Source organism: Streptomyces sp. NBC_01142, from assembly GCF_026341125.1.
GTDB lineage: Bacteria > Actinomycetota > Actinomycetes > Streptomycetales > Streptomycetaceae > Streptomyces.
Window position 1 is genome coordinate 3,125,702 of record NZ_JAPEOR010000002.1, and the last position, 26,397, is coordinate 3,152,098.

The 26,397-nt window shown below is 65.5% G+C and carries 25 protein-coding genes, 1 tRNA gene and 1 pseudogene; 16 read left to right on the forward strand and 11 right to left on the reverse strand.

Annotated elements, in window-relative coordinates:
* The first annotated feature begins 141 nt into the window (after positions 1–141).
* The 5 genes from gyrB to OG883_RS31875 all read left to right on the forward strand — a co-directional run bounded on the left by gyrB (position 142) and on the right by OG883_RS31875 (position 6,141).
* Positions 142–2,205, forward strand: coding sequence for a DNA topoisomerase (ATP-hydrolyzing) subunit B (gene gyrB, locus OG883_RS31855; protein ID WP_266548068.1), 2,064 nt, complete (start codon positions 142–144; stop codon positions 2,203–2,205).
* A 41-nt stretch (positions 2,206–2,246) separates the two neighbouring features.
* Positions 2,247–4,856 (forward strand): DNA gyrase subunit A, encoded by a 2,610-nt coding sequence (gene gyrA / locus OG883_RS31860; protein WP_266548071.1) that lies wholly within the window; start codon positions 2,247–2,249, stop codon positions 4,854–4,856.
* Between the two features lie 87 nt (positions 4,857–4,943).
* Entirely contained in the window at positions 4,944–5,531 is a 588-nt protein-coding gene (locus tag OG883_RS31865; protein ID WP_266548073.1) for a DUF3566 domain-containing protein, read from the forward strand.
* 69 nt (positions 5,532–5,600) lie between these two features.
* Positions 5,601–5,674 (forward strand) — tRNA-Ile (locus OG883_RS31870).
* Between the two features lie 332 nt (positions 5,675–6,006).
* Positions 6,007–6,141, forward strand: coding sequence for a hypothetical protein (locus OG883_RS31875; RefSeq protein ID WP_266548076.1), 135 nt, complete (start codon positions 6,007–6,009; stop codon positions 6,139–6,141).
* Positions 6,142–6,285: 144 nt separating this feature from the next.
* On the opposite strand, the gene OG883_RS31880 is transcribed toward OG883_RS31875, so the two are convergent.
* Positions 6,286–6,891: a hypothetical protein gene (locus OG883_RS31880; protein ID WP_266548079.1), complete on the reverse strand. Its 606-nt coding sequence runs from the start codon at positions 6,889–6,891 to the stop codon at positions 6,286–6,288.
* A gap of 154 nt (positions 6,892–7,045) precedes the next feature.
* A complete protein-coding gene (locus OG883_RS31885; protein ID WP_266549642.1) occupies positions 7,046–7,612 on the reverse strand; it encodes a hypothetical protein in 567 nt (188 codons plus the stop codon).
* A gap of 483 nt (positions 7,613–8,095) precedes the next feature.
* Here OG883_RS31885 and OG883_RS31890 point away from each other — a divergent pair, with 483 nt between their 5' ends.
* The 4 genes and pseudogenes from OG883_RS31890 to OG883_RS31905 form a co-directional block, all read left to right on the forward strand.
* A complete protein-coding gene (locus OG883_RS31890; protein WP_266548082.1) occupies positions 8,096–8,602 on the forward strand; it encodes a hypothetical protein in 507 nt (168 codons plus the stop codon).
* A gap of 91 nt (positions 8,603–8,693) precedes the next feature.
* Positions 8,694–10,127 (forward strand): IS1380 family transposase, encoded by a 1,434-nt coding sequence (locus tag OG883_RS31895; RefSeq protein ID WP_266541169.1) that lies wholly within the window; start codon positions 8,694–8,696, stop codon positions 10,125–10,127.
* A 163-nt stretch (positions 10,128–10,290) separates the two neighbouring features.
* A complete protein-coding gene (locus OG883_RS31900; RefSeq protein ID WP_266548085.1) occupies positions 10,291–12,069 on the forward strand; it encodes a hypothetical protein in 1,779 nt (592 codons plus the stop codon).
* Between the two features lie 276 nt (positions 12,070–12,345).
* Positions 12,346–12,561 (forward strand): annotated as a pseudogene (locus tag OG883_RS31905) (IS5/IS1182 family transposase); the annotation flags it as partial.
* An 82-nt stretch (positions 12,562–12,643) separates the two neighbouring features.
* Here the strand turns inward: OG883_RS31905 and OG883_RS31910 are convergent.
* From OG883_RS31910 to OG883_RS31925, 4 genes are all read right to left on the reverse strand, one after another.
* Positions 12,644–13,639 carry a hypothetical protein gene (locus OG883_RS31910; protein ID WP_266548087.1) on the reverse strand — a complete coding sequence of 332 codons (996 nt, stop codon included), beginning with the start codon at positions 13,637–13,639 and terminating at the stop codon, positions 12,644–12,646.
* Between the two features lie 237 nt (positions 13,640–13,876).
* Entirely contained in the window at positions 13,877–15,106 is a 1,230-nt protein-coding gene (locus OG883_RS31915) for a hypothetical protein (RefSeq protein ID WP_266548090.1), read from the reverse strand.
* A gap of 553 nt (positions 15,107–15,659) precedes the next feature.
* Positions 15,660–16,220, reverse strand: coding sequence for a hypothetical protein (locus tag OG883_RS31920; RefSeq protein ID WP_266548093.1), 561 nt, complete (start codon positions 16,218–16,220; stop codon positions 15,660–15,662).
* Positions 16,221–16,358: 138 nt separating this feature from the next.
* Positions 16,359–17,126 (reverse strand): transposase, encoded by a 768-nt coding sequence (locus OG883_RS31925; protein WP_266534967.1) that lies wholly within the window; start codon positions 17,124–17,126, stop codon positions 16,359–16,361.
* Positions 17,127–17,312: 186 nt separating this feature from the next.
* On the opposite strand from OG883_RS31925, the gene OG883_RS31930 reads away from it, so the two are divergent.
* The 3 genes from OG883_RS31930 (at position 17,313) to OG883_RS31940 (ending at position 19,475) form a co-directional block, all read left to right on the forward strand.
* Entirely contained in the window at positions 17,313–17,462 is a 150-nt protein-coding gene (locus tag OG883_RS31930; protein ID WP_266548095.1) for a hypothetical protein, read from the forward strand.
* 233 nt (positions 17,463–17,695) lie between these two features.
* Positions 17,696–18,091, forward strand: coding sequence for a DUF6188 family protein (locus OG883_RS31935; RefSeq protein WP_266548097.1), 396 nt, complete (start codon positions 17,696–17,698; stop codon positions 18,089–18,091).
* Between the two features lie 460 nt (positions 18,092–18,551).
* Positions 18,552–19,475: an FkbM family methyltransferase gene (locus OG883_RS31940; protein ID WP_266548099.1), complete on the forward strand. Its 924-nt coding sequence runs from the start codon at positions 18,552–18,554 to the stop codon at positions 19,473–19,475.
* 414 nt (positions 19,476–19,889) lie between these two features.
* Here OG883_RS31940 and OG883_RS31945 read toward each other — a convergent pair whose 3' ends face one another.
* The 3 genes from OG883_RS31945 to OG883_RS31955 all read right to left on the reverse strand — a co-directional run bounded on the left by OG883_RS31945 (position 19,890) and on the right by OG883_RS31955 (position 21,843).
* A complete protein-coding gene (locus tag OG883_RS31945) occupies positions 19,890–20,288 on the reverse strand; it encodes a hypothetical protein (RefSeq protein ID WP_266548102.1) in 399 nt (132 codons plus the stop codon).
* Entirely contained in the window at positions 20,285–21,025 is a 741-nt protein-coding gene (locus tag OG883_RS31950; protein WP_266548105.1) for a GntR family transcriptional regulator, read from the reverse strand. Before OG883_RS31950 ends, OG883_RS31945 begins: the two co-directional genes overlap by 4 nt.
* 605 nt (positions 21,026–21,630) lie before the next feature.
* Positions 21,631–21,843 (reverse strand): hypothetical protein, encoded by a 213-nt coding sequence (locus tag OG883_RS31955; RefSeq protein WP_266548108.1) that lies wholly within the window; start codon positions 21,841–21,843, stop codon positions 21,631–21,633.
* A gap of 150 nt (positions 21,844–21,993) precedes the next feature.
* On the opposite strand from OG883_RS31955, the gene OG883_RS31960 reads away from it, so the two are divergent.
* A complete protein-coding gene (locus OG883_RS31960) occupies positions 21,994–22,749 on the forward strand; it encodes a GntR family transcriptional regulator (protein ID WP_266548110.1) in 756 nt (251 codons plus the stop codon).
* Here the strand turns inward: OG883_RS31960 and OG883_RS31965 are convergent.
* The gene (locus OG883_RS31965) at positions 22,739–23,497 is read right to left on the reverse strand and encodes a glycosyltransferase family 2 protein (RefSeq protein WP_266548113.1); all 759 of its coding nucleotides are present in this window, start codon (positions 23,495–23,497) and stop codon (positions 22,739–22,741) included. The two genes, OG883_RS31960 and OG883_RS31965, sit on opposite strands and share 11 nt — an antisense overlap.
* 5 nt (positions 23,498–23,502) lie before the next feature.
* Positions 23,503–24,291, reverse strand: a complete 789-nt coding sequence (locus OG883_RS31970) for a GntR family transcriptional regulator (protein WP_266548116.1) — start codon at positions 24,289–24,291, stop codon at positions 23,503–23,505.
* 354 nt (positions 24,292–24,645) lie between these two features.
* Here OG883_RS31970 and OG883_RS31975 point away from each other — a divergent pair, with 354 nt between their 5' ends.
* The 3 genes from OG883_RS31975 to OG883_RS31985 all read left to right on the forward strand — a co-directional run bounded on the left by OG883_RS31975 (position 24,646) and on the right by OG883_RS31985 (position 26,396).
* Positions 24,646–25,020, forward strand: coding sequence for a hypothetical protein (locus OG883_RS31975; protein ID WP_266548119.1), 375 nt, complete (start codon positions 24,646–24,648; stop codon positions 25,018–25,020).
* Between the two features lie 90 nt (positions 25,021–25,110).
* The gene (locus OG883_RS31980; protein WP_266548122.1) at positions 25,111–25,443 is read left to right on the forward strand and encodes a hypothetical protein; all 333 of its coding nucleotides are present in this window, start codon (positions 25,111–25,113) and stop codon (positions 25,441–25,443) included.
* Positions 25,440–26,396 carry a DUF2637 domain-containing protein gene (locus OG883_RS31985; RefSeq protein WP_266548125.1) on the forward strand — a complete coding sequence of 319 codons (957 nt, stop codon included), beginning with the start codon at positions 25,440–25,442 and terminating at the stop codon, positions 26,394–26,396. The genes OG883_RS31980 and OG883_RS31985 overlap by 4 nt, the downstream gene beginning before the upstream one ends.
* Position 26,397 lies beyond the last annotated feature (1 nt).

Here is a 26,397-nt window from a genome sequence, read left to right on the forward strand (position 1 = left end):
GGTTCAGGGCGGCACATGCGGACTCAGCTACCGGCAAACCCCCATTCGGGTCGGCGGTACCGGTAGACTGGTGGACAATCCCGCCCACTCGCGGAACATGTCGAACGACGCAGCCGCTCCCGCCTGCCCGGAGAACGGCTTGTGCTGTGCCAGAAAGGGCGCTTCGTGGCCGATTCCGGCAACCCCAACGAGAACACTCCGTCCACTCCTGCCGGCGGGCACGGCGAGGTCACAGCCTCGTACGACGCCAGCGCGATCACCGTCCTCGAGGGTCTGGACGCGGTCCGCAAGCGCCCCGGCATGTACATCGGATCGACCGGTGAGCGTGGACTTCATCACCTTGTGTACGAGGTCGTCGACAACTCCGTCGACGAGGCCCTGGCCGGGCACGCGGACACCATCGACGTCACGATCCTCGCCGACGGTGGCGTACGCGTGATCGACAACGGTCGCGGTATCCCGGTGGGCATCGTCCCGTCCGAGGGCAAGCCGGCCGTCGAGGTCGTCCTGACCGTCCTGCACGCCGGCGGCAAGTTCGGCGGCGGCGGCTACGCCGTCTCCGGCGGTCTGCACGGCGTCGGCGTGTCCGTCGTCAACGCGCTGTCGTCGAAGGTCGCGGTCGAGGTCAAGCGCGACGGCTACCGCTGGACGCAGGACTACAAGCTCGGTGTGCCCACCGCGCCGCTGGCCCAGAGCGAGGCCACCGACGAGAGCGGCACCACGGTGACGTTCTGGGCAGACGCGGACATCTTCGAGACGACCGAGTACTCCTTCGAGACGCTCTCGCGCCGTTTCCAGGAGATGGCCTTCCTCAACAAGGGCCTCACCCTGACGCTGACGGACGAGCGTGAGTCGGCCAAGGCCACCGTCGGTGCCGACACCGTCGAGGAGGCGGCCGAGGACCAGGTCCGCTCGGTGACGTACTACTACGAGGGCGGCATCGTCGACTTCGTGAAGTACCTCAATTCCCGCAAGGGCGAGCTGATCCACCCGACCGTCATCGACATCGAGGCCGAGGACAAGGAGCGCATGCTCTCGGCCGAGATCGCCATGCAGTGGAACTCGCAGTACAGCGAGGGTGTGTACTCCTTCGCGAACACCATCCACACGCATGAGGGCGGCACGCACGAAGAGGGCTTCCGTGCGGCCATGACGGGCCTGGTCAACCGGTACGCGCGCGAGAAGAAGTTCCTGCGCGAGAAGGACGACAACCTGGCGGGCGAGGACATCCGCGAGGGCCTGACGGCGATCATCTCCGTCAAGCTGGGTGAGCCGCAGTTCGAGGGTCAGACCAAGACCAAGCTGGGCAACACCGAGGCGAAGACCTTCGTCCAGAAGGTCGTGCACGAGCACCTCACCGACTGGTTCGACCGCAACCCCAACGAGGCCGCGGACATCATCCGCAAGGCCATCCAGGCGCAGACGGCGCGCGTCGCGGCCCGCAAGGCCCGTGACCTGACCCGTCGCAAGGGCCTGCTGGAGTCGGCGTCGCTGCCGGGCAAGCTGAGCGACTGCCAGTCGAACGACCCGACGAAGTGCGAGATCTTCATCGTCGAGGGTGACTCCGCCGGCGGTTCGGCGAAGTCCGGCCGTAACCCGATGTACCAGGCGATCCTGCCCATCCGAGGCAAGATCCTGAACGTCGAGAAGGCGCGGATCGACAAGATCCTGCAGAACACCGAGGTCCAGGCGCTGATCTCGGCCTTCGGCACCGGAGTCCACGAGGACTTCGACATCGAGAAGCTCCGCTATCACAAGATCATCCTGATGGCGGACGCCGACGTCGACGGTCAGCACATCAACACCCTGCTGCTGACCTTCCTGTTCCGCTTCATGCGGCCGCTGGTCGAGGCCGGGCACGTCTACCTCTCGCGCCCGCCGCTCTACAAGATCAAGTGGGGTCGGGACGACTTCGAGTACGCGTACTCGGACCGCGAGCGCGACGCGCTCGTCGAGCTCGGCAAGCAGAACGGCAAGCGGATCAGGGAAGACTCGATCCAGCGCTTCAAGGGTCTCGGCGAGATGAACGCCGAGGAGCTGCGCATCACCACGATGGACGTGGACCACCGCGTGCTCGGCCAGGTCACCCTGGACGACGCGGCGCAGGCCGACGACCTGTTCTCGGTGCTGATGGGCGAGGACGTCGAGGCACGGCGCTCGTTCATCCAGCGCAATGCCAAGGACGTCCGCTTCCTCGACATCTGAGTCGGTCTCAGCTGACCGCTTCGAAAGGATCTTGACCAGCAATGGCCGACGAGAACACTCCCGCCACCACTGAAGAAGAAGAGCCGACGCTCCGGATCGAGCCGGTCGGGCTCGAGACGGAGATGCAGCGCTCGTATCTCGACTACGCGATGTCCGTCATCGTCTCGCGTGCGCTGCCCGACGTACGGGACGGTCTCAAGCCCGTCCACCGGCGTGTGCTCTACGCGATGTACGACGGCGGCTACCGGCCCGAGAAGGGCTTCTACAAGTGCGCCCGCGTCGTCGGTGACGTCATGGGTACGTACCACCCGCACGGCGACTCCTCGATCTACGACGCCCTGGTCCGACTGGCCCAGCCGTGGTCGATGCGCATGCCGCTGGTGGACTCCAACGGCAACTTCGGCTCTCCCGGCAACGACCCGGCTGCCGCCATGCGGTACACCGAGTGCAAGCTGATGCCGCTGTCGATGGAGATGCTCCGGGACATCGACGAGGAGACCGTCGACTTCCAGGACAACTACGACGGCCGTAACCAGGAGCCGACGGTTCTGCCGGCGCGCTTCCCGAACCTGCTGGTCAACGGCTCGGCGGGCATCGCCGTCGGCATGGCGACCAACATTCCGCCGCACAACCTGCGCGAGGTCGCGGCCGGCGCCCAGTGGGCGCTGGAGCACCCGGAAGCCACCCACGAGGAGCTGCTCGACGCACTCGTCGAGCGGATCAAGGGCCCGGACTTCCCGTCCGGCGCGCTGGTCGTGGGCCGCAAGGGCATCGAGGAGGCGTACCGCACGGGCCGTGGCTCCATCACGATGCGCGCGGTCGTCGAGGTCGAGGAGATCCAGAACCGCCAGTGCCTGGTGGTCACGGAGCTTCCGTATCAGACCAACCCGGACAACCTCGCGCAGAAGATCGCCGACCTGGTGAAGGACGGCAAGATCGGCGGCATCGCCGACGTCCGCGACGAGACCTCTTCGCGCACGGGCCAGCGCCTGGTCATCGTGCTGAAGCGGGACGCGGTCGCCAAGGTCGTGCTCAACAACCTCTACAAGCACACCGACCTGCAGACCAACTTCGGCGCGAACATGCTGGCGCTGGTCGACGGTGTGCCGCGCACGCTGTCCCTCGACGCGTTCATCCGCCACTGGGTGACGCACCAGATCGAGGTCATCGTCCGGCGTACGAAGTTCCGTCTGCGCAAGGCGGAGGAGCGGGCGCACATTCTGCGCGGTCTGCTCAAGGCGCTGGACGCGATCGACGAGGTCATCGCCCTGATCCGGCGTAGCGACACGGTCGAAATCGCGCGCGAGGGCCTGATGGGTCTGCTCTCGATCGACGAGATCCAGGCCAACGCCATCCTCGAGATGCAGCTGCGCCGGCTGGCCGCTCTGGAGCGCCAGAAGATCGTCGCCGAGCACGACGAACTGCAGGCGAAGATCAACGAGTACAACAGCATCCTCGCCTCGCCCGAGAAGCAGCGCCGGATCGTCAGCGAGGAACTGGCCGTCATCGTCGAGAAGTTCGGCGACGACCGGCGCTCCAAGCTGGTGCCCTTCGACGGCGACATGTCCATGGAGGACCTGATCGCCGAGGAGGACATCGTCGTCACCATCACGCGTGGCGGCTATGTGAAGCGTACGAAGACGGACGACTACCGCTCGCAGAAGCGTGGCGGCAAGGGCGTACGCGGTACGAAGCTGAAGGAAGACGACATCGTCGACCACTTCTTCGTCTCGACGACGCACCACTGGCTGCTGTTCTTCACCAACAAGGGCCGGGTCTACCGGGCCAAGGCGTACGAACTGCCCGACGCGGGCCGCGACGCCCGCGGCCAGCACGTCGCCAACCTGCTGGCCTTCCAGCCGGACGAGCAGATCGCCGAGATCCTGGCGATCCGCGACTATGAGGCCGCGCCCTACCTGGTGCTCGCCACCAAGGGCGGTCTGGTGAAGAAGACCTCCCTGAAGGACTACGACTCGCCCCGTTCGGGTGGTGTCATCGCGATCAATCTCCGCGAGACGGAGGACGGCAGCGACGACGAGCTGATCGGCGCGGAGCTGGTGTCCGCCGAGGACGACCTGCTGCTGATCAGCAAGAAGGCGCAGTCGATCAGGTTCACTGCAACGGACGATGCGCTGCGCCCGATGGGTCGTGCGACGTCCGGCGTCAAGGGGATGAGTTTCCGTGAGGGAGACGAGCTCCTCTCGATGAATGTTGTCCGGCCGGGTACGTTCGTGTTCACTGCCACCGACGGTGGATACGCAAAGCGCACCAACGTCGACGAGTATCGAGTCCAGGGCCGTGGTGGCCTCGGTATCAAGGCCGCCAAGATCGTGGAGGACCGCGGTTCGCTGGTGGGTGCGCTGGTGGTCGAGGACACTGATGAGATCCTCGCCATCACGCTCGGTGGCGGTGTGATTCGTACGCGAGTCAACGAAGTCAGGGAGACGGGCCGTGACACCATGGGCGTTCAACTGATCAATCTGGGCAAGCGCGATGCCGTCGTCGGTATCGCTCGTAACGCCGAGGCCGGTCGCGAGGCCGAAGAGGTCGACGGGACCGTAGAGGTAGATGGGACCGTAGAGGCCGACGTTGAGACGGCAGAGGCGGTAGTCGAGGGCACGCAGCCCTCGGCCGGGGAGCACGAGGAGTAAAGCGTGAGTGGAGCCACGGGCGCCGGATCGGCCGGTTCCGGAGGGAACGGTGCCCGTGGCCCTGCCGCGGACTCCCAGGGGGTTACGGTGACGGACACCCGGGGGCAGCAGCCCCCGTACGAGACGTTTGGCGGCGAGCAGCCGGCGCCGCAGCAGGCCGGGCAGCCGTACCACCCGCCGCAGGCGTATCCCTCGCCCCAGGGCGGGGGTGGGACGCAGGGCGGCCAGCAGTCCACCGGACAGCAGGCGCAGCAGGAGGGCGCTGCTGTGCGCCGGCCGCGGACCGGGGCGCGTACGACGCCGCGTACGCGCAAGGCGCGGCTGCGGGTGGCCAAGGCCGATCCGTGGTCGGTGATGAAGGTCAGTTTCCTGCTCTCCATCGCGCTGGGTATCTGCACGGTGATCGCGGCTTCGGTGCTGTGGATGGTCATGGACGCGATGGGCGTCTTCTCCACGGTCGGCGGCACGATCAGTGAGGCCACCGGCTCCAACGAGAGCAACGGCTTCGATCTTCAGTCGTTCCTGTCGCTGCCACGAGTGCTGGTCTTCACCTCGGTCATCGCGGTGATCGATGTGGTGCTGGCCACAGCGCTGGCGACGCTCGGGGCCTTTATTTACAACCTCTCCGCCGGTTTTGTGGGCGGTGTCGAGCTCACGCTCGCCGAGGACGAGTGAGTGCGGACAACCGATTTTGGGACTGGCCCCGACGTGCGCTAATCTTCATGAGTCAGCGCGCAGCGCGGCGGGGCTATAGCTCAGTTGGTTAGAGCGCATCCCTGATAAGGATGAGGCCACAGGTTCAAATCCTGTTAGCCCCACAGTGGTAAGGCAGTACAGAGAGGGCGTTTCCCCTGGTGGGAAGCGCCCTCTCTGCATGTACGGCCTAGGTGAGGGTGTCGGTCTGCGTTGGTCTGGAGTGGCCTCCGTGGGAGCGGGCCTACTTGATCGTCTCCCCGATTTCTCCCAGCCTCTCCCGAGGCTGCCCAGGCACTCTGTGTGGTTCTCCAAGCCGTTCTTTCGGATCAGACCGGGGACAGGCTTGATCCGAGAGGGACGACCTGGAGTCGGAGTTCACGGCGGAACCTCGGAGCGGAACCGGACGTCTGATCGCTTGAGAAGGCAATCACGGGGCGTACGGAGGGCATCGGCTATGACGATCACACTGGCCGAGGAGATCATGCTGCTGTCCCTGGACGACGAGTCCGGGTCGGCGAAGCAGCGCCAAGCGGCAGGCTGGGCGGTCTACGCGTCAGTCAACGGCAAACACAGACCAACGATCAGATGATCCGAAAGAACGGCCCAGCCCTCGTCGGCGACAGCCTCTGTCGGCTGCCTCCACGCTGGGGTGGCCGTGGAGCTGGCCTATGGACAGAGGCAGAGACGTCCTTGCATAGCGGGCGTCTGGCGGCGAATCCTCGGATCGAGGAGGTCAGTGTTCCAGGTGCATGACGTCGGCCAGCGAGGGCGTGAACTCGCTGTCGGACGGTGGCGGGGCGTACTGGTAGCCCGGCTTCATCCAACCCGCCTTCTCAGCGGCGGTGACGGCGGCTGCCTCGGCAGCATCCGCCCTGGCGTTCAACGCCCCGTCGTTGCCCGCGCTCCCTTTCGCTGCGGCGTCGCCAGCGGCCTGGGATGCCTGGAGAGCGGCACGGTAGGCAGCAACGGCGACCTCGCTGGAGTTGTCGTGCAGCTGGGCTGTCTGGGCGGCAAGAGCAGCAGCGGCAGAGGCGTTCCTTGCGCAGCGGGCGTCTGCCGCAGGATCAGGAGTGCTCTCGGAAAATGCCGCTACTGCCTGAGCGGCCGTCCGGACGGCGTGGTCGGCCTTCAAGACGGGCCCCTCTGCTGCCGTCCCGACCTCGTGCTTCTCAACGAGGCTGCTCTGCTCAGTGCTGAGGTAGTGACAGGTGGCCGCGGTGCGGGAAGCGGCACTCTTCGTACGTGCTGCGTGACTCTTCCTGAGGGCCTCGTCGGTGGTGACCGCCGTCGAGTTTTGGACCTCAGAGGCTCGGGCCTGTGGTGTGTCCAGTTCGCTCATAGCCATCTCCTTGTCTGCAGGACGACGGTGCTACCTCGTCGGCTGGCCTGTGACCTTCCGGCGCTACGCCAGACAGGCGCTAGGTGTGCGGAGGGTGGCACGGCGGGCGCCAACAGGCCAGAGCGGCTCTCAAATCCACTCCCCCAACCTGCGGTCAGGCGTGTGTGTCGTCGTCACGGCGAGCGGATGGGAGCAGAAGGTCCCGCTCGGGGTGCTGCTCGCCGGTGACGCTTCCGGCAACGCCGAGATCTACTCGTGCGGCCTCATGGAAGCTGTTGATCGACCGGAAGACGGTCCGGTTCCGGTCGCGCCAGCCTTCCAGCGTTCCGGTCACCTTGCCTGTGGCCTGCCAGTCGACTTCGAGGGCCTTGGCGTTGAGATTGTGGGCCGCCTCAACGACGTCGTCACCCCCGAGCAGCATGACGCGCTCGAAGGCCCGCCCGCGGAGTCGGCCGGCCTCGGCTATCTCTGCAAGCATCTCCGGCTCGGTCCGCTCGCTCTCGCGGAGGCCTTCCTTGTGCTCGTAAAGCTGCACGGCGAGGAAGATGCCGGCCCTGACTCGGTCGACGTAGCCCTCGTAGGCGTCGAGCTTCTTGTCGTCCCACCGTGTGAGCAGCTCGCGCCGATGGCGGCTGCGCTCCATGACGTAGGTGGTCAGGTGCGTGGTCAAGGCCCCCAGGAGTACCGCGGCGATCGTAATGAGCTGCTCGCTCGTACCCAACAGGTCCCCCACATCGCCCGGTTTTTCAGCACTCCTAAACATGACTGGATGATCTTACGAGTGCGGACGGTTTGGAGCAGGGGAACGCTGAAACAGGGGTGTCACGGCTGGTCACAGTATGTTCATCGAGGTCGGAGTGATCACCGTGACGCTGTGACGGCTGTGACACCCCCGCCTGTTTCAGCTCTTTGTCATGGTGAGCTCAGATGTTCCTCAACTCCATTGCCCTGGCTGGCGCGCTACCTGCAAGATCATCTAGCAAGAGCCGCTCGATCCTCCTGACCAGAGGTACTTCCGGGGTGGCAACAGCATGTGGCGGAAGACGCCGGGGGACCTTCTGTGTTCCCTGGCCGCCGTCATCCCGTCGCCGCCGATTCGGCGCTCGTCAGCCTTTGAGGCTCACGCGATGATGGGGCACAAGAGGGGAACAGTATGAGTAGGAATTCTCGGCAGACCGCGATACGCGCCTTGGTAGTTGGAGCGTTGAGCACAGCAGTCGTTGCTGCTGGTGTGGTTCCGGCTGCCGCCTACAGCCACAGCAAGTCGAACACCCGCAGGGTCAGTCTCGGCACGTTGAAGGTCTCGTTCGGCGACACATGGCGGGGTGCCGGCCAGAAGACTTGGACGATCGACTCGTCCAAGGCTTCCGCTTCTTGGAAGCAGAACGCAGCTGGCCCGCACGCTGGCTACACCCTCAAGCTCAGCGACGGAATCTGCTTCGACAAGTACGGGATGGGCGGCGTGAGCGTGAGTGGCGGCAAACTGTCGTCCGGCAGTATCGGCACAGACGACGACTGCGGTTCTGGGGTCTACCAGGGCAGCGCGAACTCCAGTGTGAACGTAGACCACGGCAAGGTTATTGGCCGGGGCAACGTCTATGGCCGGTGGCTCTGGGTCTCGCACACCGCGACGGCCAGCATGCAGTATGGCAACACCTACTACGACGTGACCGCCTACAAGCGTTCCAGCCCCATAGGCGGATCCGTCTAACCTGCGCGTTTCACTTGGACCTGTGTCCGGATCACGGGCGGTAACGCGAAAGTGCCTTCTGGGCTGGGACGATGAACCTTGTCGAGGGGTTCTGTCGGTCCAGGCGGAAGGCACTTTCTGCGTGCAGGGTATCGGTTCGCGTCCCAAGCTCCATGTGTCGGCTGACGGAGCGGGGGTGGTCGGGCATGCCGGGGCACGTCTGCTCGCCGATCTCGCTGATGCCACCGGTCTGACGACCGCGTACTCCACCGCGCTGCGGCCTCTTCGTCCCCGCGCAACCGGGCACGATCCGGGCCGGGTCGCGACCGACCTTGCGGTGACTCTTGCCGATGGCGGCGAAGCCATCGCCGACCTGGCCGTGCTCAGGGACCAGGCAGAGGTGTTCGGTCCGGTCGCCTCGACACCCACGGCCTGGCGGCTGCTCGCCGACACGGACGAGAACGTACTCGCTGCGCTGCGATCGGCAAGGGCCCAGGCCCGGGAAGTGGCCTGGCTGCAGGCCGCCGAGACCGGAACCGGCATACCCACGACCCGGGCCGCAGGGCAGGAACTGCCCGGTCTCGTCCTGGACATCGACGCCACGCTGATCACGTGCCACTCCCAGAAGGAGGAGGCCGCGCCCACCTACAAAGGCGGCTTCGGCTACCACCCGCTGCTGTGTTTCCTGGCGAATACCGGTGAGGCCATGTCCGGGCTGCTGCGGCCCGGCAACGCCGGCGCCAACACCGCCGCCGATCACATCACAGTCCTCGATCAGGCCCTCGCACAGATCCCCGACGCTCACCGGCACGGCATCGACATCCTGATCCGCACCGACAGCGCCGGAGGAGCGAAAGCCTTCCTCACTCACGTCCGGAACCTGCGGACACGAGGAATCCGTACCTTCTTCTCGGTCGGATACGCGGTCACCGAGCCGGTCCGCCGCGCGGTCCGGGCCCTGCCCGGGCAGGTCTGGCATCCCGCCCTGGACCAGGACGGAACCCTGCGTGCCGGGGCCGAGGTCGCCGAACTGACCGGCATGGTCGACCTGAACGGCTACCCGCCCGGCACCCGCATCATCGTCCGACGGGAACGTCCACACCCCGGCGCCCAGCTCTCGCTGTTCGACCAGGACGAGGGCCTGCGGCATCAGGTGTTCCTCACCGACACACCGTTCACCGGCGGCTCCGCCCAGTTCCTCGAAGTCCGCCACCGCGGGCACGCCACCGTCGAGGACCACATCCGAACGGGCAAGACCACAGGCTTCGGCCGCTTCCCCTCACGCCACTTCACCATCAACACCGCCTGGCTCGAACTCAGCCTCGCGGCAATCGACCTGCTGGCCTGGACGCGCGTCCTCCTGCTGGACAGCGAACTGGCTACCGCCGAACCCAAGAAGCTCCGCTACCGGCTGCTGCACGTCGCCGCCCGCATCACCCGCGGCGGACGCCGCTTTAACCTGCGAATCTCCGCAACCTGGCCCTGGCGGCACGAACTGAGCAGCGCATTCGCCCGCCTCACGGCCCTGCCACGGCCGTCCACCTGAACCTCGGCACCATCCCTGCCCACCCACGACCCGAGGAACCCTGGAGCACCCGGCCCGAGCGCCGGGGCCCAGCCATGCCCACCCGACGACAAGCAAACGAAATCACCGGTCCGCCGCGATCAGACCGCCTCAACCACCCGAAGCGAAACAGCGAGGCTAACCCATGTGGTTCCACACCGCGAACGTCCGGGGGCGCTCCGCCGCCCCCGGGCTGCGTAACTCCGCCATCGCTCTCGCCATGTGTCTGACGGGACTTGTGGGCTGCCAGACGAGCGAGCATAAGAGCGAAGGCCTGCGGATTGAACCTCGTGTCAAGGCGCCAGCGGGGGTCGAGGCCCGTCTGACGGCCACCTTCATCGCTGACTCGGCTACTCCTGCGACGGTCCAGCTCACGGGCGAAGACCTTGAACGAGCCGTTGCTGCGGTGTCCGTACTACGCAGCACCGGCCGCACTGCAGAGGGCATCGATCTCAGTCAGCTCGCCGCCCAATGGTCAAAGCAAGTCACCTCCCCGTCGAAAGACGAGCCCGGGCTACGGTTGCAGCAACTGCGAATCGGGCTCCTTGCCTTTCCCGAACTAGAGCCATCCGGCGTCCAGCCCGCCCTGAGTTCCGTGACCGCCGGGCTGCTTGAAGGCACCCCCACGCTCCCGGACGTGGCAGCCCTTGGGGCGCTCGGCAAGCAGCTGAACCAGCTCAGCACATCTCCTGACCAGTGGCGGAAGAGTGCAGACCAGGTCAGAGAAGCCGTGGCAGAGTATCTGGCCGCACACCCGCAGACATGCCGCACCGAGGGGACCGGCGAAGTGCTGCCGACCTTCGTCGCCATCCGAACACTGGCGACTCTGGGGTACAGATGCACCATGACGCCCCAACTTGAGCGTGGCGCCCATGAGGAGATCGGACGGCTCGCCGACAGCAGCGATGCCTGGTCCGCCCCAGAGGCCATCCTGCTCGCCCAAGTGGCGATCGCCGGCAGTGGGGACTCACGGCAAGACGCGGAAGACCTGAAGGCACTGAAGCAGAAGGCACACGGCGCACTGCGGGATCTGCTGGCCAGCAACGGCTCGTACTTCCGGAGCCTGCCAGCCTCACTCACCGAGCTGGCTGTGGCCACCGCCACGCTGACCAACTGGTCTGCCCGGCCAGCCGGCGCCGATGTGTCGGACGCTGCGGCCCAGGCGTTGGGGGACATCGCTCTGCTGCGCGGCCGTATCCCCGACCAGCCCGAGGAGAACTCAGCCATCGACGGCTACCTCGCGGCCATCGCCAAGTCCCAGCTGACAGGCGACCAGGTCAGCCTCCCAACCGTGCCGCGTCCCACAGATACTGCACCCGCCCGCGACCACGTGCGCTTCTATCTGAATGCCTCGCTTCGGGCCGGTGATCCACTGAACCCCGAGGATGTCCGCCAGGACGCCAGTGCCTACCTGAAGAGCGTGAAGAATCCGCTCGACCGTCTCACCGTCACGGCGTCCGCAACGTTCGCACTGCTGCGTACGGACCAGCCCTGCGTCGTCGTAGATCAAGGGACGTCCGAGCTTAAGGCTGCGCTGACGCAGGCAGTGCAACAGTTCTCGCAAGGAAGCGACGCCGTGAGGGCGTGGCTGGCACTGCTGTGGAGCGTCACGGACGAATGCCGCTCGTTCCAGCAGGAGACGGCCTCCATATCTACGGACTTCGCGAAGCTCCTGTCGGTGTCGGCACCGCCTTCGGCCAACCCGACGGCGCTGGCTGTGGCAGCGTGGGCCGGAGCCGAAATATCCTGCGCCAGGGGCGGCTCGGGCCGTATACCGCGCCCGGTCGACCCCGTCGCGTTCACCGAGAGCGAGGACCCTGGCGAAGGCCTTGGCCTCGGCGTCTACGCTTCACTGAGGGCTCAGGAAATGGCGGCCTCGCCATGCGCAGGAAACCTAGCGGACAAGCTTAGGCAGGCAGCGTGAAGAATCGCAGACTTGCCGGAAGGAATGGACGATGACAGCACGGGCGTGGGAACGGTTCCTCGGAGGCATATCCCTGTTCGCCGCAGTCCTTGCCTTCGTATACGGCTTCGGCACCGCAAGTGCCGACGGGTCTCTTGGGACCGGAGTCGTCGCCCTAGCGTTGGCCGGACTCGGAATTCTCCTGATCCGTGGCCGCTTCAGCCGTCATTGACGAGTACCGCACCACTGCACTACTGAGCTGGCCGGATCGCAGAAGCGGCCAGCTGTGGGGCGTTTCTCGCTGCGGACGGCCGTGCCGGCCCCTGGCCTTCGTCTCACGCCGGGCGGGCCGGAGGCGCACCGGCTTTCCCATCCGTCATGGCGGCCCTGCGGGTTCCCCGGCCCCTGGGCCGTACCCGCACGCGACCGAAGGTGGTCCTGGCCGACGAGGCCTACTCCTCCCGCGCGATTCGGGATCATCTGCGCAGGCGCAAGAGCCGGGCGGTTATCCCGGGCCTGGTCCCCGCCTTTCCCCGCCTTTCCCCGTGGTTCCCCGCAGGATCTGACACGGTTCTGGCACGGCATCTTCGTCCCTTCAATAGACGAACCATCCGTTCTGGGACGGCTCGGCCAGGCCGAGGACTTCGAGTTCGTAGCGGTTGTCGAGTTCGAGGCCGCAGGTGTAGCAGTCGAAGTAGTCGGGGAACTCTCTGCTCTGGCGGGCCCTTCTCCCCTTTTTGGGACGCTTAGGCTGGTTACCCAGGGATGCCTGGACATCACCGTCTGCGCCGCATACAGGGCATTTCACCGACCGATAGAGGCACTCGCCGTACTCGCTCCTGTCGGCCTCTGGCTCCACCATGTCGGCCTTCGCGATCTCTCCCGGCGTCTTCCCGTAGTAGAGGACCCGATACAGCTTCTTGGCGCACCTGACCTTCACGGCCACTGCTATCTGGGCTGCTTGGAAGCTCTTGCTGCGGAAGTCTTCGATCATGGGTTCGAGGAGCCCGTCTTCCCAGTTTTCTATCTGCGGCTCATCGGCAGCTTCGACGCCCCCTCCCTTGAGAGCCTGCTCTGCCGCGATCTGGGCGTCTCGCTGCATCTGTTCGAGGTCCAGGCGGGTGTCTGCCCACGGCCCCCAGAAGGTTGGGATGTCTTCCTGGAGGTCTGTCAGGACAGCGTCCGCCACGGTGACAGTGATGGCTAGGGCGTCATGGGTAACGGCGTCGTCGTGAGCGCCGAGGTGTGCCACACCATTTCGGGCCGTCAGGAGCGGGTCGAGGTCGCGTTCCTTGACCGGCATGGTGATGAGAGCGGCGGCGCGCTTGAAGGCGTCAAGGGCTCCAATGGTCTTGACCTTGGTTTCGGGAGAGGCGGCGTAGGTGCTCTGACCGGTGGCGTGGAGAAGGCTATTGAAGTCGCGGCCATCGACGAGAAGGGATGGATGGCGGGCGGCGAGGAGTGCCTTGAGTAGGTGTTCGGTGGCAATGCCTCCATGGAGTACGGCCATGTCGTTATCGCTCGTGCACCATGCGCTCATGGCCCGGATCATCTGGCGTTGCGCGGAGGCGAGGAGGCTGGTCTTGTCCATACCTGTAGTCCTATTCAGGTGGCTGGGCTACTACCCGGGGTTAGGTCCGGTCCGCAGCCCCAAGCGGCAAGATGTCGCATCACGATCGATGACGCGGATGTTCTGGTGGGTGCAGCCGGCGGGCTCGGTGACCAGGCCGTTAGGAGTTCGATCGCTCCCCGGCAGTGCCGAGGAGCCACCCGGCCGTGCTGGCCGGGCCGGGCCGTACCGGTCTTGATGAGCGATGCCAGCCGCCGGTTATCCCTCGTACCTGGTTGCTAGCTCCATGTACGCCGCTTCCAATTCCTCTTCGGCGTCCAGTACCAGACAGCAAACGGGACATGTAAACGCCTGTGCGTGAGCGACCGTCGGTGGTCCCTCGTCGTGTTCGCCGCAGTAGGAACCGCCCGCGCGGCATTCCTCGTCGACACATACGTCGTGTTCCAGGTGCCCGTATAGATCTCCCCAAGCCGGGCAAGCCGGGCAAGGCTCCCAGCGCCACAGGTAAGTGCCATACCCAGCAGACTCGTACGACCGTGGACGCCACACAACGTCACTCGATGGCTCCGACAGAGCGAACTCCAGCTCATCTGGAAGAGCGACCCGGAACGCACCTTCGACATAGCGGGCCACCAAACTTTTCACCGCTACCGCGTCGCTGGCTGCCACCTGACTATTTGAGTCTCCGGGCACATAGCCGTACGACCTGAGCAGGGCTGCTGCAGCACGCTGAGCCCGCATGGCAGTGGTGTGCAAGACGGCCGATACGGCCGAGCGACGCGCGATGCTCAGTGCATGGCGCGCCACTTTGTCGTTGCCTCCGAGCGCGTCATCCCCCAGGGGAATCCTGGTGAGCGCATCAGTCGCCGTTTTGGCAGTGCTCTTGGCAGCGTCCACAGCGGCGCGCGCAGCCTCTACTGCCTCGGCTTGGGCGAGGTTTTCGGCAGCTTGCTCTAGACCAATCTTCGGGATCGCGGGCATGGCAGCGATCTTCTTGAGGTCGTGGAAGGCGTGTGCGTAGCCCTTCCAGAAGTCCGCAGCGGACGCATTGAGCTCCTTCCGAATGGCCTCAGCCACCTGAAGGGCAGTGGACACCACATGCTCGGCGGTAGCCGGGTTGTGATGAGCCAGATGAGCGATGCCGTTGCGAGCTTCCATCACAGGCCTGAACGCTTCGATGGTGACGGGCATACGGCCTTGCATCACGATCTTCGCGTCCTTGAACGCCTCCGCCATGCCGATCGTCCGAGCTTGCTCCAGAGGCTTGACGCCCTTCTCCCCGCCAAAGCCAATGCTGTGGAAACGTAACGCCTGGTCCCCATGAGCAGCGATCAACAGCGGGTCGTGGTGGCACAGGACTGCCTTCAGACAGAACTCGGAGCCCATGCCGGCGTGAAGGACAGCAAAGAGCCGGTTCCCGCCACGCCATGAGTCGAGTGCGGACCGCATCATCTGTGAGGCCAAGTCTGCAAATTGCTCGGTGTTCAACTGGTTGCGCTCCCCCTCGGATTTGGCACTTACCAATACCTATCCGCTGACGCTGCCGAAGACACCTCATGAGGGCAGAGCGGAGACGAGAGTCAGATCCGTGTAGTGATCAACGACGGATCCAGCTACAGAACCAGTGTTGTTGATCAGCATCCGGCTCTCCTCGCGCTCTTCGAGCGAGGTCAGCGGCCACGTCGAGACGCCAGCAGACAACGGTTGCTTCGAGTCGCCAGCTGCCGACACCCGCTCTAGGAGTGCGAGCCTGGCTCTGAGGGACCTGGCACAACGTGCACCCGGGATCAAGCGCCTGGTCCCCTGCGATTGGCCTCGTCCGTCAGCGTCCGAGGACGTTGATGTCAGCTGGTGATGTCAGGTCGCCTTGTCTCGGGCGCCGACCGACGTGTTGGCGGCAGCACTTCCCCCCGGAGCCTGCCGTAGGAGCCTCCGTATGTCGGAGCGCACACCGTGCAAGAGGACTGTTCCGGTGAGCTGGCGTTGTGGTGCATGCACGGCGTGACTCACATCGGCGGAAGTGGTCCGCATGCAGCGGCCGTCAGGTGGAGCCAAGGGAAGGGGGCGTCTGCAGAGCTCCGGAGGTCGGGCTGCGCCTCTTTTTCAGCATCACCCATGTCACAATCTGCAATCCAAGCGCCACCACGCCGATTATCCAAGCAACGATAGCCCAAGCCGGAACTTCTTCTCGTTCTACTCCAGCTATAAGAAGAACTATGATTGCCGCGAAACTCAAAATCGGGAAGATCCCATAGGCGGCAAGGACACCAAGGAACTGTCCAGAACTCGTCCGCCTTTGAAGCTCCCACCAGAGCCCTCCGGGGACTTTTTCGTGCAATGTATGTGCAATGTACCCCCCGATGCGACGGATAGTAAGGCGCTGCTCGTACCATTGCGCACCAAGAATCAACGATATGATTGGGAGTATGAGGAGCACGGTGATGTTATTGGGATTCGCCAAGGCTACTGAGGCTAGGGCTGTGGCCGCGACCATTTCTACGCCGAGAAGCGCTTGTTGAAGATTGGAGCGCCGGTCGATTTCCGACCGAAGTGCTTGGAATTCGGCAACGGGGCCGTCGATTCCCTCGGGGGGCTCTCCCATCGCTACCCTCCTTAATCGCAAGGTTGCGATTCGCGATACAGCTACTTACCGAAAGGCGGCAGCCGTAGGCCTAAGGCTTGTCCCGTAAACGATCTTGGGTGGGTGCGGGCGTGGCTGGTGGCCGGTCCGGCCGCCCGCCTATCCGGCGAGGTTGAGGTTGTGGAGGCGGGCGATTCCGAGCATGGCGTGGTGGACGCCATCGCCCTTGAGGCGGCAGTCGCGGAGGATCTTCCAGGTCTTCATGCGGGCAAAAACGTGCTCCACGCGGGCGCGAACCTGTTTGTGGGACTTGTTGTGGGCCTGCTTCCAGTCAGGCAGTTCTTCACCTTTGCGCCGACGGTGTGGCATGACGAGTCCGGTGCCCGGATAGCCGCCGTCGGCGATCGTCATGGCCTTGCCGACGGCGGCCTTCGCGCCGGACTCCTCCCACGCCCTGCAGTCGTTGCGGTTGCCGGGCAAGGGCCGGCCGACCACGACGACCAGGCGGGTATCGGCGTCGATGACGACCTGGTGGTTCGTGGAGTACCGGTAGTTCTTGGACTGCTCGGCGATGCTGTGGTCGCGGGTGGGCACCAGGGTGCCGTCCACGATGAGCACGGTGTCCTTGCGGAACCGTTTGCGGGGCTGGAGCGCCAGCGACGGGCCGAGGTGGTCGATGATGCGGTCCGCCGCGGACTTCGATACACCGAAGAGCGGAGCGAGTTGGCGCATTGTCAGGTTCGTGCGCCAGTAGGCCGCGACGAGCAGAACCCGGTCCTCCAGCGGAAGTCCCCACGGGCGGCCCTTACGGACCGGATCTGCACCTTCGCGGCGCAGTGCGGTCACCAACCTGCCGAAGGAACGCGGGCTCAGCCCGGTGAACGGGGCTATCCAGGACGGCTCCGACGCCGTGATCACACCAGACACCCGAAGATCATCTCACCCGTGACCAGCAGTTACGGGACAAGTCTTAGGATAGTTCTGCCCTGCAGGTTGTGCTCTATGCGTGTTCCCAAAGACGAGCCGAACATCCCGACTCACTGCTGTGGCTTCAGATGCCGGGTGCTAGGGCGGTTCCTCCTGCCGGCCTCGGGTCGAGGTGCTCTCGTCGCCATGCGGTCGCTGATTGGCGAGAAGGTGACGGCCTCGCCCGGCTCAAGCCAGAACCTCGCCGTACGGCTCGATGAAGAGGCACAGCGTGCCGCTCCCCGCATTGTCGACTGGCAGTCTGCCTGGCATTGGATCACCCCGCCCGCACCCTAGTGGTAGGAAGCGCAGGAGACATGGAGCACCAGTTTGGAAGACGCCGTATGCCGATGCCGCTGAGCTGCGAGGTAGTTGACCTGCGTGGGAGCTTCTCGGTGTCCGCGATTCCCCGTGGTTCCCCGCTCGTCTCCTGCTGATCGGGCACGCAGGGGGCACGCCGCTGGGGGAACGTGCTGCACCTACGATGTCGAGCCGTCAGGTTGTCGGCTTGCCGTGGAGTAGGAGGCGGCGTGAAGGTTCCAGTGGCCTTAATCGGCTCTCGGGTGGAGCGCACGTCATTTGATCAGCAGGTGCGGCTGAGCCTGTGTGCCCTCGATCCGGACGAGGGATACCGGCTGGATGCCGAGCTGGTGGTGGAGACGCCGTTCCTGTTCCGGGACGCTGCTGGGGAGTGGCACGAGCTGGACCCCGGCACAGGTTTGAGCCTCGCACCTGTTCTAGCGCTCTATGGGCAGTCGGTCACTTCGGTCGACGTGCGTGACCGTGGGGCGTTGGTCATCGACTTCCACGATGGCGCAGGACTCTGGATCGGCCCGGACCCACAGTTTGAGTCCTGGCATCTGACTGGACACGGAATCGACCCGATCATGGTCGGCCCTGGTGGCGAGGACGACTGGCTGCGCTGACTGACGCCAGCATGGATGGGCGGGTGACCTTCGTTACGAGGTCGGTGTAGCGGCTTTGGGCGGGAGCTGCTTTGGGGCGAGTGTTCATGGCCCCTTACGCTGGCCGCGATTCGGGCAGCACCACGCCTGCCCGCAATAGCCCGAATCGGGGCCATGATCTTAGAGGCTCGCCCCAAAGTGGCTGCCTAAAGCCGTGGAGCCGTCCGGCCGAGCCGCGCTGTGCACGCCACCTCTGATTTCTGCAGCGGACAGCATCGCTGTTCAGGAGGCCGGCAAACGGACGTCGACATGCAGTCCGTTCCCGTGGACTGACAGCCAGGTCGTGCCTTCTTCACGCAGCGCTGAGGCTGGCCCAGAGGGTATGCGTCCCGCTGGCCGAGAACGTCTCCTGTCTGCCCGTGCTGCCCTGAACGTCGAACTCGGCGCTATGGTTCGCGTGCACCCGCAGAGAGGCGGTCGGATGAGTAACCCCTGTTCAGAGGCCCTGATCACTCTCGGTCGCTGGTACGTCCGCCACGCTCCTGGATCGATAGGCAAGGCCTATCTGGCTGCGGGATGCCTGAATCCCCGACTACGCGATCATCCTCGAGGCCGGATTGCACGGACTCGATTCGGTGCGCGGTTCAGCGTTGATACGCAGGACCTCATTCAGCGGTATCTCTACATGTTCGGGGTGTGGGAGCCCCACATGACGTACTGGCTACAGCGCAGGCTGCGGCCGGGGGACACGTTCGTCGATGTCGGGGCCAACGCCGGCTACTTCAGCGTCATGGCCTCACGCCTCGTCGGCGAAGAGGGCCAGGTCGTTACCGTTGAAGCCTCGCCCGTCTTTCATCGGACACTGCTGCAGCACGCTCGGCTCAACGGCTGTGACAACATCCGCGCGGTGAACGCCGCTGTCTCAGACAGTCGGAAGATGCTGACGTTCATCCTCGCCAGCTCGAAGAACCTGGGGGCGACCAGCATCGTCCCGTACGACGGGCCGGCAGAGTCCACATTCGAGATCGAAGCGCGCCCGCTGCCGGAGCTCCTGGAGCCTGCGGAGGTCGCCAACGCCCGTGTGATCAAAATCGATGTGGAGGGCGCAGAAGGCAGCGTCGTCCGTGGGCTGGCCCCCATGCTCGACAAGCTCAGGCCGGACGCGGAGATTACGATCGAAGTCACTCCCAAGCGCATGGAGCAACTGGGTGACTCCGCCGCTGAGTTGCTGGACACGATGCGGGAGCACGGCTTTCACGTCTACCGCCTCGCAAACGACTACGCGCCGGAGAGCTACCCGGCAGCGCTGCGCGGCTCTCCCGCTGTGCCAGTTCGCTGGCGAGGGGCGGTTGTCGACGAGAGTGACCTGATCTTCTCCCGAGTCGACGCCGAAACGCTTCCCTGACAGGACACAGCCCGGCTCTCTGCCAGAGGCGAGGGAGCCGGGCTGTGGGCAGCGGCCGGGGGAACCGCCACCGTCCCCTGACACGCGGTTGCCGTCGCGAGGCTGCATCCTTCCCTTTGCCGCCTCGCTCCCCCGCGTGGGGGACTTTCATTCCGCCCCGGCCTCGACCTGTCCAAGGGTGCGGGGAGCCGGGGCGGAGCTCATTGGGCTATGACCATCGGATGGGTTCCAAGGTGCCTCCTGCGCAGGCAGGACACGGGACGCGGAGCGTCCGCCGACAAGTGCGGCACCCAAGGAAGCCGCAGCAGTCCGGGCACCAGATCGTGCGACGCCCAGTACAGCAACCGCAGTAGGTCGCGGCTGGCGTACGCCCCTCCGCCTGCGGGCTCATCTTCCGGGCCCCGACCGCGGTCGTCATCCGAAGGCCTCCGCCGGAAGCCTCGGCCCGTTGCCCTCGCCCTCGTCGGCCGGCTCTTCGTCGTCCGACGCTGGCAACCGCGCGCCTCGGCTTTGCGCGACCCGCAGTACATCGGCCAAGGCGTCATTCACTCGCGAAAGAGCCAAGCGGAGTTCCGGGTTACCCGCGTGCGAGTCGTCGAGCACGGCTTTGGCTGCTTTCAGCACATCCGCCGCTGTGTTCGTCTGCGCCGCCTCCATCGTGTCTGCGAGCCGGGACAACACGCCGCCGTCACTGTCGGGGCTCAGATAGCACGGCTTCCCCTCAGGTGTCTGCCAGGGCAGCAGCCGCAGGGAGCAGGAGCCGGCGCTGTGCGAGAGCTGCCCTGGGGCCTCCTGGTTCAGGCCGTCGGTCATCCTGCTGCCTCCAGTTCCTGGATCGGTGCGTGCGTGGTGAAGACGGCTTCCGTGCGATGGCCGGGGAGCACCAGGAGCGCCGCCTCAACCACCCGGCCTGTGGCATCCATGGAGATTCGCTCGATGGCCAGCACCGGGGCCCCGGTGCCGAGGCGCAGTGTCTTCGCCTCCATCGGGTCCGGAAGCCGGGCGGTAACGCGCTCGACAGTGGAGGCCGTCTGAACGCCGGACTCGGCGAGTTGGCCCCGGATGTCGTCGCCCAGAGGTGACCGGCTGGTTCTGTGCGTGCTGAGATTCGCCACGCTCCAGGGCACGTAGATGCGCGCCAGGCTGTGCGGGGATGTGCCTTGGTGGCTCAGGTAGACGTACTCGATCAGGAGAGCTCCCCGCGGCACCTGCAGGAGCGCGGACAACGTGTCCGAGGCCTTGACGCCGCTGCTGCGGACGCTGACGTTCAGAGCGGTGCTGAACGCCGCTCGCCTGTCTGCGGCGAACCGGTCGTTGGAGTATGTGATCCGCTCGAACGGCTGGCGAACGAAGTTGCCACGGCCCTGCTGCTTCTCGATCAGTCCTGCGTCTTGGAGCACGCCCAGGGCAATCCTCACGGTGGGCACGCTGGCCTCGTATCGACGGGCGAGTTCCGTCTCCGCGGGCAGCTGGTCGCCAGCCCTGAACAAGCCGTTTGCGATGTTGTTCCGGAGGTCGTCTGCGATGTCCTCGTAGCGGTTGGCTGCCATAGCTGTGGATCACCACCTCCGGACTGCCCGCACCGCAGGCAGTCGGGTCTTGGGCGTCAGGGTTTCCCTCGCGCCGCTGAATGGAGCTTCCAGGTGAGGCATCAGGCCTCCCCGCTGTTGCCAGCCCGGACGGCGGACCGGTGGCAGCGGCAGGCACACGTCTCGTAGATCACCGGAAGCGCGAGCGGCGCGGCCTGGGGCTCGGTCTCGTCACACTGGCTGTGCGTGCCGATGTGGCAGGCGAGGGAGTGATACGGCGCCAACGCTCCGCCGCTTCCCGGTTGTTGCGGTCGCGCGGGCATCAGCAAGCCTCCGGTACAGCGATGTGCGGGCAGATCAGCAGCGTGCGGCGACGTGGCTCGCTCCGCCGCCAAGCGCGTTCCTCAATGGTCAGCACGTAGGGACGGACGAGGGCGGTGTCCTCCCCGCGGATCACTGCCTCGTGCTTAAACAGCCGCCGGACCTGGGGCGCGGACAATGACGCCGGCATCGTGGTCGACCAGCTCGTCGACGAGCGTCGACTGTGGTGCTTGGAATGGGGTACGAGCTGCCATCTAGCCCATGCGGCAGCACGGCGGATATGGTCGAACACGCTGATCAGCTCCTCATAGCTGTCGGCCGTGCCCCCGGACAGCGTCGGCTGCCTCGGGGGCTTCTCTGCTGACAGCGGCCCACACGGTGCGGCCGCCCTCGCTGCTGTCGACCAGCCCGAACCAGTCGGCTGTCTCCAGCACCGTTAAGAGCTCTCGCCATGACTCGGCGGAGATCGGATCCGGAACCTCCATCTCGATGCAGGTGGAGTCGTGTTGGTGCGTCACTTTCGGTGTGAAGCCAGCGGCAGAGAGACGTGCGGCGATGCGGTTGGCACGAGCTTCAGGTGAGGCCACAAGCCGTTTCCTCCGTCGCTGCAACATCACTCCAAGTTAAGCTAGTTAACTAGATTAGAGCTAGTGGACTAGATTTTCCATATGCGTGAGCAGCCGCCTTACCTTCGTATCGCTGACGTGCTGAGACAGCGCATCGCGGATCACGAGTGGACGCCGGGAGACCGACTGCCGTCCCGAGCTCAAATCGCACAGGAATGCGGAGTGGGTGAGAACGTCATCCGCCGCGCCCAAGAGCTTCTGATCTCGCAGGGCGTCCTGGAGGGGCGTTCGGGATCAGGGACCTACGTCGCCGAACCGCGCGAGCGGTTGCGCATGGTCCGCTCGCAGTACCGCGAGCAGACCGGAGGATCGCCCTTTCGCGCGGACATGTCGGCGCTCGGCAAGCGGGGAACCTGGGAGAGCCGGACTGATGCCAAGGTCCCTGCTCCGGCAGGCATCGCCACACGGCTCGGCATCACCGAAGGGGACCTCTGCGTCCGTACGGCGTACGAGTTCCTGGCCGATGGCAGGCCCGTACAGGCGTCGACCAGCTGGGAGCCGTACGAGCTGACGGCGGGGACGCTCGTGGTGCTGCCCGAGGGTGGACCTCATGCCGGCAAGGGCGTGGTCGACCGCATGGCCGAGATCGGCATCACGGTCGGCCACGCGGTGGAACAGCCGGAGCCGGGACAAGCAAACGCCGAGGAGGCAACCCTCCTCGGCGTTCAGCGGGGCGCGCTCGTCACGCGCATTCAGCGGACGTACTACAGCAGCGACGGACGCCCGGTCGAGACGGCCGACATCGTCGTCCCCACCGCTTTCTGCGAGATCGTCTACGAAGTGCCGGTCAATCCGTGACCGGGTAGCGCCACTGGAAGTAGGCGAGCTGGCGTGCCCTGGCCTCTACAACCGCCATGCGGCCGTCACGCTCAGCCGTATCGGTGTGCGCCGCCTGGCTGGTCGCCTGACCTGGCCACTTGCGGTACAGAAGCCCCACCTCGGGCGAGAACCAACCGCGGCTGGTCGCATTCAGTGCGAGCAGAAGGCCCGTGTCCTCAGAGGCAGGGAGAGCCATCCAGCCGCCGAGCGCGACAAGCAGTTCGCGGCGGACGAAGAGCGTTGCCGGGTGGACCTGCGCGCGGAAACCATTCGCCTTCCAGTAGTCGAGAACGGCTCCACGCTCGATCGGTCCGGCTTCGGGATCGCCGGGAAAACCCGCCGTAGAGCCGTCGGGCAGCAGATCCAGTACGCGCGATGTCGCCCAGCCGATCGCGGCGTCGCTTTCCAGTGCCGCCAGGTCGCGGGCCAGTGCGCCCGGGGGCAGCTGGTCGTCGGCATCCAAGACCTTGACGTACTCGCCGTCTGCGTGCGCGAGAGCCATGGTGCGGGCGACGCCGGGGCCACCAGGGCGCCCCTGCTTGAAGGTCACACGGTCATCGTCGGGGACGTGGGGAGCGACCTCATCGCTCTTGCCATCCTCCTGGATCAACCAATGCCACTCCCATCCGTCGGGGAGCTCCTGCTCGCAGAGAGACTTGTACGCGTCCGTCAGGAATGGAGCGGACGGCGGGTGAACGGCAGTGATGATGATGACGCGCCGACGCACGGCACTCACCACCTTTCCAGATGAGTGGTGAAGAGCATTTCCGTGCGGTCACCAGGCAGCGTGATGTCGGATACGTCCACCACGCGGTTATCGATGTCGAACGAGGTCTTCCGGAGAACGAGGACCGACATCCCTGGCGGTAGCTCCAGCTCCTCGGCTTCTTCCGGTGTGGGCGGGCGGGCGGTGACGCGTTCCTCGACGCGGTCCACTTCGATTCCCACGGTGTAGAGCTGGTTCTGTGTGCCGCCGGGCCACGGTTCTTTGGCGTCGTCCAGGAGGTCGGGGTTCTCCTCGATCAGAGCCCGGACGATGTAAGAGGTCACCAGGTTGAACGGGGCGGTTTCGGCGGCGTACCTCGTCCGGTAGGTGCGCTCCAGGACGGGCGTCCCCTCGGTGACCCCGAAGGTCTCCGCGAGTTCCTTGTTCGCCTTGATCTCGCGATACGCCGCGTAAAAGACGAGGTCGTCTATCTGCAGGCCGGTGTCATGCTCGGTCGCGCCTGTCTCCAGCCTCGTTGCCTCCGGCTCGCGCGCGCGGTCCTTCTCCCACTGGTGCCGGACGTTGTCGCGCAGCACCGTCGTGCGGGGCCGGCGGACGAAGTTGCCGATGCCGTGCCGCTTCTCGACCAGCCCTTCGTGCTGCAGGAGCCGAAGTGCGTTCTGGACCGTCGGCACGCTCTTCGCGTACCGCTCGGCGAGTTTGGTCTCCGCGGGAAGTCGGTCGCCGGGCTTGAGCTGACCAGCGCGGATGGACTGGCGGAGGTCATCCGCGATCCGCTCGTACGCCTTTGCCACTGATGCTCACCGTTCTCTGTTGCCTGACGGCGCTCAGCTTACGACTCCTAAAGAGGTCTTGACGAGTGGGGAGAGCTACGCCATAGTCATGGCAGCTCCTAAAGAGGAGTTGAGGACAAGACCTCTTTAGGAGTTAGTGCGCCCGGAGGGCCCTTGGTGGCTCGAAGGAAGCGTCCGTTCCTTGAGAACTCCACAGAGTGCCTGGACAAACGAGTGCTTTTGATCTTCGGCACCGCCATCCGTAGTGGGCGGTGCCGAAGGTGATGACCACTCGTCTCCGGATGAGTGGTCTCCCTGACCTAGGCCGCGGCGGCTCTCACGCGCCGCTGGCCTCTACTCCCGAAGGGGGACCCGATGAAGCTCGCGATCGGCGATGTCGTCCGAGATCGCAGCGATATGGCGCTTGGCACGGTTATCGGCGTCACCAGCCAGACCGGCGGCAACCTCGTCGCGTTCTACGTCTCCAGCCACACGGTGCGCCTTGGCGAGCCGGATCGCCTGGACGTCGTAGCCCGCCACACCAAGCCGCCGACGAAGGCCCGCAGGGTGCTGGCTCTGATCGCCTTCTCCCTCGCGTTACTCGCCGCTTTCCTCGGCGGTCACTCCGCCCGGGAAACCGGTGCCGACTGGCCGCTGACGTCGCTGGCGAGTCTCGGTGGCTACATGGCGGTGGCCATGACGTACCACTGGGGCGGTCGTCTGACCGGCCCTCGGCGCTTCCACGTCTGATCCCTTCCGTAGCCAGCGGCGGTGGTCGACGGGTCAAGAAAGCCCACCGCCCTGGCTCTCCCATCCCATCCAGGACCTAGGAGAGATCCAATGCGTACGTATGTTGGCGGCCAGGAGGCCCTGAACGCCTTCGAGTTCGGGGAGCTGGCCTACGGATTCGGGGACCCGATGCCCGAGGACTTCCGGGACCTCTTCGTCGGCGAGCCGGCAGAGTCCACCCAGCAGCGCGCGGCTCGCATGGCGGTTGCCCGCGAGGTGCTGGCGGAGCTCCAGGAGCAGAGCGAGGAAGACGAGGTCTCCCGGCTCAATGCGCGCTACGCGGCCCAGCTCAGCAGGGTCGTACCGCTGCGGCGGAGGGTGAGTGCGCCGGAGGGAAAAGTGGACGCGAAGTCCTCGGTACGCGGGGCGAGGAAGGTCGCGTGAGCACGACGACTCCACCGATCGCCGCACCTCCACCGCTGAGCAAGACAGAGAGGACGTTGCTGGGCACCGTCATCCCTGCCGGCACAGGGGTGGGAGGCTTGGGCCTCGCTGCCTCGTTCAACTCCGTATCCGAGGCCGCGAATCGCTGGGGATTCACGTATCCGTGGATGCTGCCGGTTGGAATCGACCTCGCCATCCCCGTGTTCACCGCGGCCAATCTCCTGCTGATCCGGCTCGGCATGCCGTTGGCATGGGTGCGGTTCGTGCCCTGGGGCCTGACGCTGGTCACCTGCTGGCTGAACATCGCAGCCGGGAGCTCGGTCTCGGCGAAGGTCGCTCACGGGGCGATGCCCCTGCTGTGGGTAGTGCTGAGTGAGATCGCCGCCCACATCTACGCCGTCCGCATCGGTGCGGCGACCGGGGCGCGGATGGAACGCATCCGCCGCTCCCGCTGGCTGATCGCACCCCGTACGACGCTGCTGCTCTGGCGCCGAATGGTCCTGTGGGAGACCACCGACTACCGGGAAGCGCTGGCGTTGGAAAAGCAGCGGCTGTTGGTTCGCGCCGAACTGTGCGAGAGCTACGGCCGTGGATGGCGCAGGAAGGCTCCGCGTCGAGATCTGGTGCTGCTCAAGCTGGGGGAGTTGACCCCCGACGGTTTCTCCCCGACTGATGAGGAAGAGGAGCCGGACGCTGAGTCGGGCTCAGGGTCGGCCCCTCGGCAACGCCGCAAAGTCAGGCCGGAGAAGAAGAGTCGGCGCATGACGTGGGGCGAGGCGATCTCCAAGGCCCGTGAGGAGACGGCTGGTTGGCCGTACGAACGCCTTGACGCGGAGCCCATTCGTAGGGTCGTCGGCTGTAGTCAGGACCGCTCTCGTCAGCTACGCGACGTGCTCAGGGCCGAGCGTCTGACGGAGACAGCAAAGGCGGAACCCATCGAGGCCACTGTCTGAA

What these genes read in the sequence shown, in the direction of transcription:
- gyrA (WP_266548071.1), top strand. Translation starts at nt 2,247, where the DNA reads ATGGCCGACGAGAACACTCCCGCCACCACTGAAGAAGAAGAGCCGACG.
- OG883_RS31945 (WP_266548102.1), bottom strand. Translation starts at nt 20,288, where the DNA reads ATGACCGACGGCCTGAACCAGGAGGCCCCAGGGCAGCTCTCGCACAGC.
- OG883_RS31960 (WP_266548110.1), top strand. Translation starts at nt 21,994, where the DNA reads ATGCGTGAGCAGCCGCCTTACCTTCGTATCGCTGACGTGCTGAGACAG.
- OG883_RS31910 (WP_266548087.1), bottom strand. Translation starts at nt 13,639, where the DNA reads ATGGACAAGACCAGCCTCCTCGCCTCCGCGCAACGCCAGATGATCCGG.
- OG883_RS31875 (WP_266548076.1), top strand. Translation starts at nt 6,007, where the DNA reads ATGACGATCACACTGGCCGAGGAGATCATGCTGCTGTCCCTGGACGAC.
- OG883_RS31975 (WP_266548119.1), top strand. Translation starts at nt 24,646, where the DNA reads ATGAAGCTCGCGATCGGCGATGTCGTCCGAGATCGCAGCGATATGGCG.
- OG883_RS31980 (WP_266548122.1), top strand. Translation starts at nt 25,111, where the DNA reads ATGCGTACGTATGTTGGCGGCCAGGAGGCCCTGAACGCCTTCGAGTTC.
- OG883_RS31900 (WP_266548085.1), top strand. Translation starts at nt 10,291, where the DNA reads ATGTGGTTCCACACCGCGAACGTCCGGGGGCGCTCCGCCGCCCCCGGG.
- OG883_RS31940 (WP_266548099.1), top strand. Translation starts at nt 18,552, where the DNA reads ATGAGTAACCCCTGTTCAGAGGCCCTGATCACTCTCGGTCGCTGGTAC.
- OG883_RS31880 (WP_266548079.1), bottom strand. Translation starts at nt 6,891, where the DNA reads ATGAGCGAACTGGACACACCACAGGCCCGAGCCTCTGAGGTCCAAAAC.
- OG883_RS31950 (WP_266548105.1), bottom strand. Translation starts at nt 21,025, where the DNA reads ATGGCAGCCAACCGCTACGAGGACATCGCAGACGACCTCCGGAACAAC.
- OG883_RS31920 (WP_266548093.1), bottom strand. Translation starts at nt 16,220, where the DNA reads ATGGGAGAGCCCCCCGAGGGAATCGACGGCCCCGTTGCCGAATTCCAA.
- OG883_RS31930 (WP_266548095.1), top strand. Translation starts at nt 17,313, where the DNA reads ATGCGGTCGCTGATTGGCGAGAAGGTGACGGCCTCGCCCGGCTCAAGC.